This window comes from Paraburkholderia sp. J63 (assembly GCF_905220245.1).
Taxonomy (GTDB): domain Bacteria; phylum Pseudomonadota; class Gammaproteobacteria; order Burkholderiales; family Burkholderiaceae; genus Paraburkholderia.
The window spans coordinates 1-12,722 of sequence record NZ_CAJMZF010000084.1; the positions used below are offsets into that span (position 1 = coordinate 1).

The window sequence follows — 12,722 nt, forward strand, 5'->3', positions numbered from 1 at the left end:
AATGTCAGTCAATTTCCACTCCTGCGTTAAAAATGCTCACGATGCCCGCGCGATACGGGAACCGGGGGGCGCCACAGCCACTTTCCGAAGAGCGTAGCTGTGTCCTGTCACACGAAGATGACAAATCAGAGAATGCGCGCATTAAATAAGCGCGTCGAATTGGTATGAATTGAAAGCGAGGAAGGGGGCGGACGGCGCGGTGCAGTCAGTCTGCATTTGCACCCGCGCCGTTCGCTGAGGCAGCCCCCGGCGATCAGTTCGCCGCGTGCCTCGTTTGTGCGGCACGCGGCGTTGCGGCAGCCACCGTATCGAACCGGCCTTGCGCGGCCTCGATCGCTTGACGGGTCATCGTGCGCATGGAATCGGCCGCATTGCCAAAAGCCGCGAACGTCGAATTCATGGCGGCGACGAACGGCTCGGCGCCAACGGGCGCGCCTTGCGAGAAGCGTTCGGCAAACGCCTTCACGCATTGTTCCTGGCGCTCGGTTTGCGCCTGCGCGACCTGGGTCCATTCCGATTGGGTATTGACCGCGATATCGAAGAGCTTGCGCCCATACGACATTGCATTCGAAGCCGCCCGCTGCGAGGCGTTCAACTGCTGCGTGAAAAGCTCAACCGGATTGCTGCTTTGAAGCGCGCTCTTCAGCGTGGCTTCGTTGTCGACGATGGCCGCGCGGGCCGTTTGCATGTTGAGCGCGATGGTGGCTTCGAAGCTCTCGAACGCCGGCTTGGCCAGCGCAAAAAATACCGCGACACTGGATTCATAGTGGGCGCGGAGACGATCGGGGGCTGAAAAAGTCACGGGCTCGGTCATCGGCTATGCCTCATGGTTAGTGATGCGAAGTAGATTGAATTGTGGGCCGCCGCTCAACACGACCCTAAAAACACGACGCGCAGCGCGAGTCGAAATGCGTACGTCACTGCGCTGGCGAAATTAGAAGGTTCATTCTAAGCGGAGAATTTAACAATTTTGTGGAAGAAGGGGTAGGTATAAACCCTTATTTCCATGCACCCTGATTCATTTCTTGCTTTGCTAAGCGGAATACGTGCGCCCCGCCCGGCGATGCTTGCCCCCAGACGGCATCGACCCCAATCCGCAAATCGCCCGTGTGGCATGGGTTCAACGCGGCATAGGCCGTGAATCGGCACAGGCGATACCGTATCTCATTCGGCCCGAAGGCAATACCGTTTAGCGGAATAGGGACTATTCGCACAACACAATTGCGTACGAGTGTACGCATTCTTCGAATGCTGATTTTTTAAATAAGCAATGCATAAAATGGCATAAAGCATTAATTTTAAAGATATGAAAATTAATGCTTTTGAGCAGCCTGCCGATATACCGGTGAGTGCGTCGCGTGCACGGATCATGGCTCGTGGCTCGTGGCTCGTGGCTCGTGGCTCGTGGCTCGTGGCATCGAAATTAACCCGGCTCGTTCGAATCGTGAAAACTGAACTCTTAAAGGACGCGGAATCGCCCGGCAATCTGCGCGATCGCTTCAGCACCGAACATGAGGCGCCTCACCAGCAACTGCTCGCGTGGCGTCAGCGCATCGGGTATTTTCTCGACGTGCCGATCTCGCGTGCCGATCAGGCGCGCGGCTTTCACGGCACCATCGACGCCTGGCGCGGCGGCGATCTGACGTTCATGGATTGCCGCACCGATCCGGTATCGCAATCGCGCTCCGCCGCGCGCATTTCCACCGACACCGTGCGCCAGTATGCTTTTCACATTCTCGTCGACGGCGCAATCGAAACACGCACGGGCACGCATCCGAAACGTGTCGCCATGCAGTCGGCGCCGGGCATAGTCGCGCTGGACATGGGGCAGCCGATGCAGATGACGCGCAGCGGCTGCCGCTTGCAGGCGCTCTTTCTGCCGCGCACGCTGCTTGCGTCCGTGCTGCCGGAACCCGAATCGATTCATGGCAGCGTGATCGAATATCGCTCGCCCATTGCGCGCCTGATTCCCGCGCAACTCGCCGAACTCGCGCGCAACATTCCGCACATGAGCACGAGCGAATCCTCGGAGGCCATGCGCGCGTGCGCGCTATTGATCGGCGCGGCGTTCGGCAAGGAGGCGGGGCTCACCGGCAACGCGCGCGCGGCGGTGCGGGCGGCTGCGTTTGCTCAGGCGCGGCGCTATATCGACGAGAATCTTCACGAGTCGGACCTCTCGCCCGAAAGCGTGTTGCGCACGTCGCCGCTATCGCGCCCCACGCTCTATCGTCTCTTCGAAAACGAAGGCGGTCTCGCGGCCTATATTCGCAATCGCCGGCTCAGTCAGGCCGCAGAGGAGTTGCGCCGCTACCCTCATAAAGCCGTGATCGAAATCGCCTATGGCCTGGGCTTTAACAGCGCGTCGGATTTCAATCGTGCATTCCGGCGCGCCTATGAGATGTCGCCGCTCGATTTCCGGCAATTCAGTTTGTGAACCGCGGCGGGCCGAAACCGGCCCGCCGCTCGATAGCATCAAGAACGGCTATCGAGGAATGATGTCAAGGACTACCAAGCAGATGGCCATTCACCTCCGTGCCATACAACGAGTGCGGAGAATCGTGATACTTCGCGCGCGTCTGCGCGACCGAGCCCGTGAAGCGCGGGTCCTGCGGTCGCTCGTGGCTGTCCATGAACGTGGCGACGTCCCATGCTTCCTGATCCGTCAACGTGCCGCCGAGACCCAGCGGCATATTCGCCTTGATGAAGCCGGCGGCGTTCTGGATCTCGTGCATGCCCGCGCCCCAGTTGAACGATCGCGCGCCCCATAGCGGCGGGAAGACCGTCTGGCCGTTGCTGCTTTTACCCTGACCGTCCGCCCCGTGACACAACGCGCAATGCTGCGTATAAACGGCGGCGCCGCGTGCGTAATCGGCTTTCTGCGCGGGCGCGGGCAGCTTCGGATAGCCCTTGCCGGCCAACTTGCCGCCGACGGGCGCACCCGTGGCCAGCCAGTACGAATAGCTTTCCAGCGCGACCAGCACCGGATCGCCCAGCGGCGGCGCCTTGCCGTTCATGCTGTAGTTGAAGCAGCCTTGCAGCCGCTCCGCGAACGTGTTCACGTGCCCGTTCTTGCTGCGATACGCGGGATACGAAACAAACGCGGCCCATAGCGGGCTCGAATTGGCCTTGCGCCCCGCATCCAGGTGGCAATTCGCGCAGCTGAGCGAATTGCCCACGAACTTCCCGGCGTACTGGCCCGTGTGCAGGAAAATCTGCTCGCCGAGTTTCACCGATTTGCCGAAATCGCCGGCCGGCATGGCACTTTCGGGAGGCGGCTGGAATGACGCGCCCTGCTCTCCCGCATTCGGTTGCGGCTGCGTTTGCGGTTGGGCTGGCGATGCGGCGGCCGCCGCGCTCGCTTCGGCCTGCGGCTGCTGCGCGTAGTACAGCGCGACAGCATGAATATCGGCGTCGTTCAGCTTGCTCGCGACAGCCGGCATCAGCGCCAGCGAGCCGGGCGGCCGCTTGCCGTTCTTCCAGGCATGGAGCTGCGCCTCGATATAGGCCGCGGGCTGCCCGGCCAACGGCGGGAACGCGGTGCCCACACCGCTACCGCCCGGCCCATGGCATTGCACGCAGGCGGGCAGATCCTGCTGCCAGCGTCCGCGCGTGGCGAGCCAGGCGCCGCTATCGGCGGGCGCGGCATCGGCGAGATCTTGCGTGCGTATGCCCTGCGGCGCGCTCAGGCTGCTGAAGTATTGCGCCACGGCCTTGCGCTCGTTGGCCGAGAGGTTCTTCGCGAACGGTTGCATCACGCTGTTTTCGCGGCTGCCGTCGGCGAACGCGGCAAGCTGCGCCTCGAAGTAGTCCGCGCCCAGGCCCGCCAGCCGCGGAAAGCCCGCCGCTGCATTGCCCTCGCCATTGGCGCCGTGACAGCTGATGCACGCCGGCACGCCGTTGGCGGTGCCTTGCATGGCGATGGTCCGGCCCAGCGGCGCGGACGGTGTTGGCTGTGCATACGCACTCGATGCGCCCAGCGCCGCCAGCGCAATCGTCATCGCCAGTGCCGTGGCGCCTCGTGTCGCTCGTGCGAGTCTTGTGAAATTCATTGCGTCTCCGATGATCTTTCTTGTCGTCGTGCTCGTGTCCCGACGCTATTTTCGCTCAAGCGGCGAAATTCGCGCGTCCACGATGGCCAACCCCGCACGATCGCGCCGGCGCGGGGCGTTACAATTTCGGCAGACACACAGGCCTGCGGGTACGCACAGTGACCGAGCATCAACCCGGCTTCGAGCCGGGCTTCATTCTGACGCGACATTGGCGCGACACGCCCCACCATACCGAAGTCGACTTCTGGCTGGCGACGCCCGATGGTCCGCGGCAACTGCGTCTGCGAGCGCAAACGTCGGTCGCTTTCGTGGCCGCCGCGCATCGCGAGGCGGCGCTCGGCGCGCTCGAGCGCAACAAGGGCGCCGAGCTGCGGCCGCTCGATCTCAAGGACTTCCGGCAGCGGCCCGTGCTCGGCCTCTATGCGCCGCAATACCGCCAGCTTGCGGGCACGGCGAAGCGCCTGGCGAAAGCGGGCGTCGACGTCTACGAAGCCGATATCCAGCCGCCCGAACGCTACATGATGGAGCGCTTCATCACGGCGCCCGTGCTGTTTCGCGGCACGCCCGACGCTTCCGGCGTGCTGCTCGACGCCGAGCTCAAGCCCGCCGCGAACTATCGCCCGACGCTCAGGCTCGTCTCGCTCGACATCGAAACGAGTGCGCAGGGCGAACTCTATTCGATCGCGCTAGAGGGTTGCGGCCAGCGCCAGGTCTTCATGCTCGCGCCCGCAAACGGCGACGCAAGCGGGCTCGATTTCGACTTCGAGTACTGCGAGAGCCGCGCGCAGATGCTCACGCGCCTGAACGAATGGCTCGCGCAGCACGATCCCGACGCCATCATCGGCTGGAATCTCGTGCAGTTCGATTTGCGCGTGCTGCACGCGCATTCGCAGCAATATGGCGTGCCGCTGCGCCTCGGACGCGGCGGCGCCGTGATGGAATGGCGCGAGCACAGCGTCAACCAGAACCATTTCTTCGCGGGCGCGGCGGGCCGGCTCATCATCGACGGCATCGAGGCGCTGCGCTCGGCCACCTGGAGCTTCGCGTCATTCAGCCTCGAATCGGTCGCGCAAACGCTGCTCGGCGAGGGCAAGTCCATCGACAATCCGTATCAGCGCATGGACGAAATCCAGCGCCGCTTCGACGAAGACAAACCCGCACTCGCCCGCTACAACCTCAAGGACTGCGAACTGGTCACGCGGATCTTCGAGAAGACCGAACTCATGGCCTTCCTGCTCGAACGCGCCTCGGTCACGGGGCTGCCGGCCGACCGCAGCGGCGGCTCCGTTGCGGCGTTCACGCATCTCTATCTGCCGCGCATGCACCGACTCGGCTACGTGGCGCCCAATCTCGGCGACGTGGTGGGCGAAAACAGTCCGGGCGGCTTCGTCATGGACTCGCGGCCTGGCCTCTACGACTCGGTGCTCGTGCTCGACTACAAGAGCCTTTATCCCTCGATCATCCGCACGTTTCTGATCGATCCCGTGGGGCTGATCGAAGGGCTGCGCGGGTCCACCGACGATCAATCCGTGCCCGGCTTTCTCGGCGCACGCTTCTCGCGCACGATGCACTGCCTGCCCGAGATCGTGCGCCAGGTCTGGGAAGGCCGCGAGCACGCCAAGCGCCAGAAGAACGCGCCGCTCTCGCAGGCGCTCAAAATCATCATGAACGCGTTTTACGGCGTGCTCGGCTCGACGGGCTGCCGCTTCTTCGATCCGCGTCTCGCGTCGTCGATCACCATGCGCGGCCACGAGATCATGCGCAAGACGCGCGAGCTCATCGAGTCGCAAGGCTACGACGTCATCTACGGCGACACCGACTCGACCTTCGTCTGGCTCAAGCGCGCGCATACGGAAGACGACGCCACGCGCACGGGCCGCGCGCTGGTCGAGCACGTCAACCGGTGGTGGCAGGCCGAGCTGCGCGAGCGCTTCGGTCTCGAAAGCGCGCTGGAGCTGCAATTCGAACGCCATTATTCGCGCTTTCTCATGCCGACCGTGCGCGGCGCGGAAGAAGGCAGCAAGAAGCGCTATGCGGGTCTCGCGCGCACGAAAGACGGCGGCGACGAAGTCGTGTTCAAGGGGCTCGAAACCGTGCGCACCGACTGGACGCCGCTCGCCCAGCAATTCCAGCGCGAGCTGTATCGGCGTGTCTTCAAGCGCGAGCCGTATGCGGACTACGTGCGCGATTATGTGCAGCGCACCTTGCGCGGCGAGTTCAACGAGCAGCTCGTATTCAGAAAGCGGCTGCGCCGGCCACTGAGCGAATATCAGCGTAACGTGCCGCCGCACGTGCGCGCCGCGCGCGTCGCCGACGAATTCAATCGCTCCAGGGGCCGCCCGCTGCAGTATCAAAACGGCGGCTGGATCAGCTACGTGATGACGACGATGGGCCCCGAGCCGCTGGAAACGCTGAGTTCGCCGCTCGATTACGGGTTCTATTTGAGCCGCCAGTTGCAACCGGTGGCCGATGCGATTCTGCCGTTCCTGCGCGAGGAATTCGAAACGCTGATTTCGGGGCAGGCGAGTCTGTTCTAGCGGTGAAAGCGCAAGCCGGTCGAATATAGCGGCCCCCTGCGGACGCGAGTTTTACTCACGTATCATATGACGATCAAGCGTTTGTTCAACGAACACACGGCCATCTCCGCTTCGTATCGCTCATCATGGATCTCCTCGTTTTCAAGCTCGTCGTCACGCCGCTCTTGTTGCTGGCCGCCAGTCTCGCCGTTCGCCGCTGGGGCCAGGTGATCGGCGGTTTCATGGTCGGGCTGCCGCTCACGTCGGGGCCGATCTCGGTGTTTCTTTCGCTCGAGCACGGGCCGGCGTTCGCCGCGCAGGCGACAGCGGGCTCGCTCGTCGCGACGGTCGCTCAAGTGGCTTTTTGCTTCGTCTATTGCAGACTGGCAGCACTCGGATGGCGCGTGGCGCTCGCCGGCGCCTGCGCGACGTTTACCGTCGTCGCGGTCCTGCTGCAATGGAGCGGGCTGCAGCAAACCGCGTTGTTCATCCTCGCCGTGGTGGCCGTCGCGTTCGCGCTCGCTCTCATCCCCAACAAGGCTGCCCGCAGCGCGAGGCTCGATCCGCCGTGGTGGGATTTGCCCGCGCGCATGGTGCTCATTGCCGCGCTCGTGGTCGGCGTGACGCTGATCGCGCCTTACGTCGGGCCCGAGGCGAGCGGCGTGCTCGCATCGTTCCCGTTCATGGCGATCATCCTCGCGGTGTTCGCGCACCGCATGGTGGGCCATGCAGCCCCGCAGCAACTGATGCGCGGCATGGTGGCGGGGCTGCTGGGATTCGCCACGTTTTTCTACGTGCTGAGCCTCGCGTTGACGCGCACGAATCTCGTGATCGCTTACGGCGGCGCGATTTTCTGCGCGCTCGCGATCCAGGCGGTGTCGTTGTACCGGATGCGGATGCGCACGCCGGCCGTGCTGCCGATGAAGTGAGCCACCGGACGAACGCCTGGGCGTGCGCCCGCTGCCTGCCTCCCGCTAACACGGCGGCGGCCAGGCTATCGGCCTGGCGGAACGCGTTGCGGCTGCACCCGCGGTTGAGCGCGATCGCTGCGCGAGATCGACAACTCGACGCGCCGGTCAGGTTCGAGACAGGCGATCAGCGCCTCGCGGTCGCGCTCGCTGCACTGAACGAGTGGATTCGACTTGCCGCGCCCATACGCGCTCATCGCCACGCCGGCGACGCCCTGCCCGCGCAGATACCCGGCCACGGTGTCCGCACGCTGTTGCGATAGCCGCTCGTTGTAGCGATCGCCGCCGAGCCGGTCGGTCTAGCCTTCCACACGGATTGCCGCGACGTCGCCGACCGCGACGATCTCGCGCGCGAGCGTCGCGAGGCTCTCGCGCCCTTGCGCCAGCATGCCGGCCAGATCGCCACGGTCGAACTGGAACAGCATGTCGGTGGGCAGCGTGATTTTCGGCGGCACGTAGGGCACGGCCTTCGGCGGCTGGCACGCGTTCAGCATGGCGGGCAGCGCTGCCATTTGCTGCTCGACCTCGGCCGCGCGCAGTGCGCTCGCGTCGAACAAGCGCGTCCACGCCTCGTGGCCGGCATGCATCAGCGCGACTTCGGAGCACGCGACCAGCGCGTGCGCCTGCGGGCACGCCGCGAATCCCGCCGACGCCTTCGCCGCCAGCAGCTTGCGCCACAGATCGGGACGCACCGTCGACACCGTGCGCAGCTTCGGGTTGTCGGCACCCGGCTGCCGCTGGCCTTCGAGCGCGCCGATCAGTTGCTCGGCCTGCTGCGTGGCCTCGTCGACAAAGCCCCACTGGTTGTACTGCGCCTGCTCCTCGCGCGCCGCGTACAGCCAGCACTGCGCCTTCGCGCCGAAATAACCGTGCTGTTGCGCGCCGAGCGCCTGCAGGCGTCGCTGCGCGTTATCGAGGCGCGCGCCGCTCACGCTGCCGGGATAGGCGACCACCCAGGTTTCAGTGACTGCACCGGCCTGAGCGCTCTGCGACGCGCCCGGACCGTTTTCGAGTGCGGTGGGGTCTTGCACCTGCAATGCGTCGAGCGTCGCTTGCGACGCGCAGCCGGCAATGGCGAGCGTCAGCGCGATCGCCATGACTGTGTATTTCATGTTGATTGCCCATGGAAGGGGCCGCACGGCTCGTCCGTGCGGAGATTGAATGCGGGGCGCGCCTGCGGGCGCGGCCGGACCTCGCGCCGGCCGCGCCGCGAAGGCTGCCCCTACTGCGTCAGCTGCCGAACACGATGCCGATGCCGGCGCGCACGATCGTGCTGTTGCCGCCCGCCGATGACACGCCCAGGTTGTAGTTGACGCTGCCCTTCGCGTTCCAGCGCGACACGCCGATGCCGAGCGCCGCCTGGCCGCGATAGGTCGCGACGCCGGCGTTCAGCGTGGTGCGTCCGGGCAGATACGGCGTGACGATGTTGAGCGCCGATGCCGCCGCAATCCCGCGCCGCGCGCTGTGATCGACGTCGTCGATGCGATTGTTCACGCCGCCCATCGCGCTGTTGAGCTGGCCGAGGTTCACGGCATCGGTGGGCGCCGTGCCGGCCGCGACGTTGGTGATCTGCCGCTCGTGGCCGGCGCTGCCCACGGATACCGAGTCGTTGCGGTCGGCAACCGAGTTCGCGCCCAGCGCCACCGCGTTCGTGGCGCTCGCCTGCGCGCGGTCGCCGAGCGCCGTGGACGACGTACCGCTGGCGAGCGCGCCGCCGCCGACCGCCAGCGTATTCGCGCCCGTGGCCGTGGCGGGCCCGTTCGGCGAACTGACGGCGACGTACGGCGTCTGGCTCGTGGAGACGTTCTGTATCGCCTGCTCGATGCTGGCGACCTGGACGTTGGTGGCGTAGAGCTGCGCGCCCGTGACGGCGTCGGTGCTGGTCGCGCCCAGCAGGGCGTCGGCGAGATTGGAGAGCCTGACCGCGCCGGCTGCATCGGTGCCGCCGAGCGTGACCTTGTCGTGCGCCGACGAGTCGTACTGCACCGCGTTCGCCAACGACCCCGCGATATTCGTGATCGTCTGCTGCAGGTTCGTGATCTGCGTGGTGTTCTGCGTGACGCGGCCGTCCAGATTCGTGAGCGCCGCGCCCACGTTATTGAGCGTCGCGCCGCCGATCGTGTACGTGGGCGCGGCCAGCGTGCCATCGGCGCGCACGCTCGCCCCGCCACCCAGCGCGGCCGCCGTGCTTGCGGTGCTGGCGTAGAGTTGGGCGCCGTTGATCGCCTCCGCGCTCGCGGCGTTCACCGCGCCCGCCGCCACGCCGGTCAGGGTGCGGTTGCCCGCGGTGCCAGCGAAGCTGACGACGGTGCCGTTGGTGTTCGCGCCGACGCTGATCGCGCGGCTGACCGGGTCCTGCGCCACGAGGTCGAGGCCCGAGCCGGCGATCTGCTGCTGGAGCGACGTGAGGCCCGAATCGAGCGTGTCGAGCGCGCCGCCGACCGTGCGCTGCGTGCCGCCCTGCATGTGATAGGCGGGCGCCGCGATGGTGCCGTCCGCCGCGATGCCGGCGCCGCCGCCAAGCGTGGCGGCAAGCGCGCTCAATTGCCCGGCGTTCACGGCGTCGCTGTTTGCGGTGCCGGCGGCGAGGTTCGTGATCTTCGTGCCGTTCGCGCCGCCGAGCGTGACGATGGACCTGGTTGCGTCGTCGTAGGCGACGAACGCGTTCGTGACGTTGCCGCCCGTGTCCACGTTCAGGCCCGCCGCCTTCAACTGCGCGAGGTTCACCGCGTCGCGGTCGGCCGCGCCGTTGGCCACGTTCGAGAGCACCGTGCCGTTCGCGCCGCCGTCGAGCGTCACGCGCGCATGCGCGGACGTGTCGTATTTCACGCTATCCGCGAGACCCGTTGTCGCCGTGTTATCCATCGCTTTCAACGCACTGCCCACATCGCCATACGTCGAGCCGCCAATCACATAGGACGGCCCCTTCAGCGACCCGTCCGTATCGACCGCCGCGCCGCCGCCCAGTGCGAACGCGGCGCCGCTCAGCCCCCGGTATAGCTGGGCGCCGTTGACGGCGTCCGCGCTCGATGCCGTCACTGCGCCGGCGGCCAGATTCGTGATGCGCGTGCCGTTCGCGCCGCCGAGCGTGACGGTGGACTTCGTTGCGTCGTCGTAGGCGACGAACGCGTTCATCACGTTGCCGCCCGTGTCCACGTTCAGGCCCGCTGCCTTCAACTGCGCGAGATTCACCGCGTCGCGGTCGGCTACCCCGTTGGCCACGTTCGAGAGCACCGTGCCGTTCGCGCCGCCGTCGAGCGTCACGCGCATATGCGCGGACGTGTCGTATTTCACGCTGTCCGCGAAATCGGCGGCGGCCGCGTGATCGACCGCCTGCAGCGCCGCACCGACGTCGGCGAACGTCCCCGCTCTCAGCGCGTAGCCCGGGCGTATGATCGTGCCGTCATCGTTCACGCCGGCGCCGCCACCCAGCGCGCTCGCGACGGCCCGGAGCTGGCCTGCGTTCACCGCGTCGGTGTCGGCCTGCCCCGCGGCCATGTTCACGATGCGGCGCGTGTTTGCGGGGTTCGCGAGCGTGTACGGCTGGCCGTTCGCGTCCATGGCGGTTCGCGAGGTCGTGCCGTCGTTGCCCACGGAAACCGTGTTGGCCTGATTCGCGACCGAGCCCGAGCCCAGCGCGACGGCGTCGTTGGCCGAGGCGTAGGCCTGCACGCCGACCGCCGTGCTCGCCGCGGCGCGCGCTATCGTATTCGAGCCGATGGCCACGGCGCCCGGACCGACCATCGCGCGGTCCGTGGGCGGCGTCAATGCGACGTTGTTGGCATACCCGCCGACCTGCGAGTAATAGGCCGCCGTGTCGTATGTGCGCGTCAGACCCGAAGTATCGACACCCGAACCGGCCGTCGAATCCGAGGCCGCCAGCAGGCCCGCGCGCGACACGGCGGGCGAAGTACCGAATGCCGATTCCGGCACGCCCAGGACGGCAGCCGAGAGGAGCGTGCGCAGGGCCGCGTCGCGTGCATCCGCAACCGGATCGGTGACGGTGCTGCCTGCCGGCACCCCGCTTTCCTCCACGGGCGTTTCCGCCGCCTGCGCGGACAACGCCAGCGCCCCCAGGCCCAGCAGCGCAGCCGCCTTCATCGCTTGCACGACGCCGGCCCTGGCCTTGCCCTTGCCGCGGCCGCGCGCGTTCTCCTGCACGGCCATCCACGCCCCGGCCGACTCGTTCCATACAGATCGATATGTCCTGTTCATACGCTTTCCCGTTTGTTGACGTTACAGGCATTCGCTTTGCAGTCCGAATCCAATGATTCGAATCAGGCATCAGCAAATCTGCGGCACATCCTATTCATTGAATATGGCGCGGCAAACGGGGAAATTTGGAAACACTAATCTCGATCAATATATAAATATGTACCGCCATTTTAAAGCGCAAATACCCATCCCCTCATATTCAATGACAAAAACAGGATTCCTTTTTAATTATCGAGCGTCTTGTCATCCATGCCAGAAAAGGTTTTGCCGGATATTGACCTCGGCGACGAAGACAGCTTCATAAGCCAGCAGAGAGTGCCATTCGGCGTTTTTCGACAACGCCGGATGCGCCGCCGCAACAGCACACATGTTGCAATTCCGCCATAGCTCCGGAGCTTTGTTGAGCACAAAGATTCCGTATGAAATCTTGAATAAATAGGACATGGAGCACGCGACCACTGGCTAGATTAGTGCTGCACGCCAGACAGCATGGCCCCACGCGCGGGCCATCGCTTCTCGTGTGCGATGTCCATGACCAACCGGCAGTCCCTGAAAGGAAAATAGCCATGTCAGTATCGTTTAACAGCAGTCAGAATTTTCAGATCAATGACCAGCCGATCACTCCGCTCCGGAGTAGCGCGTTTCAGTCGTCTTCGTCGTCTTTCGCACGGCAAAATCTGATGCCCTGGTTTCCCTCGTCGATCCAGAACGGCTCCCGCGATATCGGCTGGAGGAGCCCCGGCGATCGCTCGCCGACCTTTCCGAATCAAGGCGGCAACGCCAATCTGTCGATGGGTTCCTGGAACCAGGGAAGCTACTTCAACAGCTCAATGACGTCTCCGAATCAGGGCGGCAGCCTCAATAACTCGACGGCGTTCTGGAATCAGGGCGGCTATTACAGCAGCTCGATGCCGTTCCCGAACCAGACTGGCTCCGGCGATAGTTCGATGCCCATGCTGAACATGAGCGGCGGA

9 protein-coding genes and 2 pseudogenes are annotated in these 12,722 nt (G+C 65.1%); 4 read left to right on the forward strand and 7 right to left on the reverse strand.

What is annotated here, in order from left to right; all coding sequences use genetic code 11:
- Nucleotides 1-253: 253 nt before the first annotated feature.
- On the reverse strand, nt 254-814 hold the full coding sequence (gene phaP, locus U5775_RS37820; protein ID WP_322063244.1) for a TIGR01841 family phasin: 561 nt from the start codon (nt 812-814) through the stop codon (nt 254-256).
- Between the two features lie 630 nt (nt 815-1,444).
- On the opposite strand from phaP, the gene U5775_RS37825 reads away from it, so the two are divergent.
- Nucleotides 1,445-2,434 carry a helix-turn-helix domain-containing protein gene (locus U5775_RS37825; protein WP_322063245.1) on the forward strand — a complete coding sequence of 330 codons (990 nt, stop codon included), beginning with the start codon at nt 1,445-1,447 and terminating at the stop codon, nt 2,432-2,434.
- Nucleotides 2,435-2,498: 64 nt separating this feature from the next.
- On the opposite strand, the gene U5775_RS37830 is transcribed toward U5775_RS37825, so the two are convergent.
- Nucleotides 2,499-3,707 carry a c-type cytochrome gene (locus U5775_RS37830; protein ID WP_322063252.1) on the reverse strand — a complete coding sequence of 403 codons (1,209 nt, stop codon included), beginning with the start codon at nt 3,705-3,707 and terminating at the stop codon, nt 2,499-2,501.
- Nucleotides 3,696-4,049 (reverse strand): annotated as a pseudogene (locus tag U5775_RS37835) (c-type cytochrome); the annotation flags it as partial. The pseudogene U5775_RS37835 and the gene U5775_RS37830, both read right to left, overlap by 12 nt.
- Before the next feature lie 158 nt (nt 4,050-4,207).
- On the opposite strand from U5775_RS37835, the gene U5775_RS37840 reads away from it, so the two are divergent.
- Together U5775_RS37840 and U5775_RS37845 are read left to right on the forward strand one after the other, a co-directional pair.
- The gene (locus tag U5775_RS37840) at nt 4,208-6,586 is read left to right on the forward strand and encodes a DNA polymerase II (RefSeq protein ID WP_322063246.1); all 2,379 of its coding nucleotides are present in this window, start codon (nt 4,208-4,210) and stop codon (nt 6,584-6,586) included.
- A 125-nt stretch (nt 6,587-6,711) separates the two neighbouring features.
- Nucleotides 6,712-7,494, forward strand: a complete 783-nt coding sequence (locus tag U5775_RS37845; protein WP_322063247.1) for a hypothetical protein — start codon at nt 6,712-6,714, stop codon at nt 7,492-7,494.
- A gap of 65 nt (nt 7,495-7,559) precedes the next feature.
- Here the strand turns inward: U5775_RS37845 and U5775_RS37850 are convergent.
- From U5775_RS37850 to U5775_RS37865, 4 genes and pseudogenes are all read right to left on the reverse strand, one after another.
- Nucleotides 7,560-7,820, reverse strand: a pseudogene (locus U5775_RS37850) (OmpA family protein); the annotation flags it as partial.
- Between the two features lie 12 nt (nt 7,821-7,832).
- Nucleotides 7,833-8,645 carry an OmpA family protein gene (locus tag U5775_RS37855; RefSeq protein WP_322063248.1) on the reverse strand — a complete coding sequence of 271 codons (813 nt, stop codon included), beginning with the start codon at nt 8,643-8,645 and terminating at the stop codon, nt 7,833-7,835.
- A 118-nt stretch (nt 8,646-8,763) separates the two neighbouring features.
- Nucleotides 8,764-11,748 (reverse strand): ESPR-type extended signal peptide-containing protein, encoded by a 2,985-nt coding sequence (locus U5775_RS37860; RefSeq protein WP_322063249.1) that lies wholly within the window; start codon nt 11,746-11,748, stop codon nt 8,764-8,766.
- A 243-nt stretch (nt 11,749-11,991) separates the two neighbouring features.
- Nucleotides 11,992-12,156, reverse strand: a complete 165-nt coding sequence (locus U5775_RS37865; protein ID WP_322063250.1) for a hypothetical protein — start codon at nt 12,154-12,156, stop codon at nt 11,992-11,994.
- A 158-nt stretch (nt 12,157-12,314) separates the two neighbouring features.
- Between U5775_RS37865 and U5775_RS37870 the strand changes: the two genes are divergently transcribed.
- A partial coding sequence (locus tag U5775_RS37870; RefSeq protein ID WP_322063251.1) for a hypothetical protein occupies nt 12,315-12,722 on the forward strand: 408 nt, incomplete at its 3' end.

Excerpts from the sequence above, each read along its gene's own strand:
- phaP (WP_322063244.1), bottom strand. The coding sequence starts at position 814 with ATGACCGAGCCCGTGACTTTTTCAGCCCCCGATCGTCTCCGCGCCCAC.
- U5775_RS37845 (WP_322063247.1), top strand. The coding sequence starts at position 6,712 with ATGGATCTCCTCGTTTTCAAGCTCGTCGTCACGCCGCTCTTGTTGCTG.
- U5775_RS37855 (WP_322063248.1), bottom strand. The coding sequence starts at position 8,645 with ATGAAATACACAGTCATGGCGATCGCGCTGACGCTCGCCATTGCCGGC.
- U5775_RS37860 (WP_322063249.1), bottom strand. The coding sequence starts at position 11,748 with ATGAACAGGACATATCGATCTGTATGGAACGAGTCGGCCGGGGCGTGG.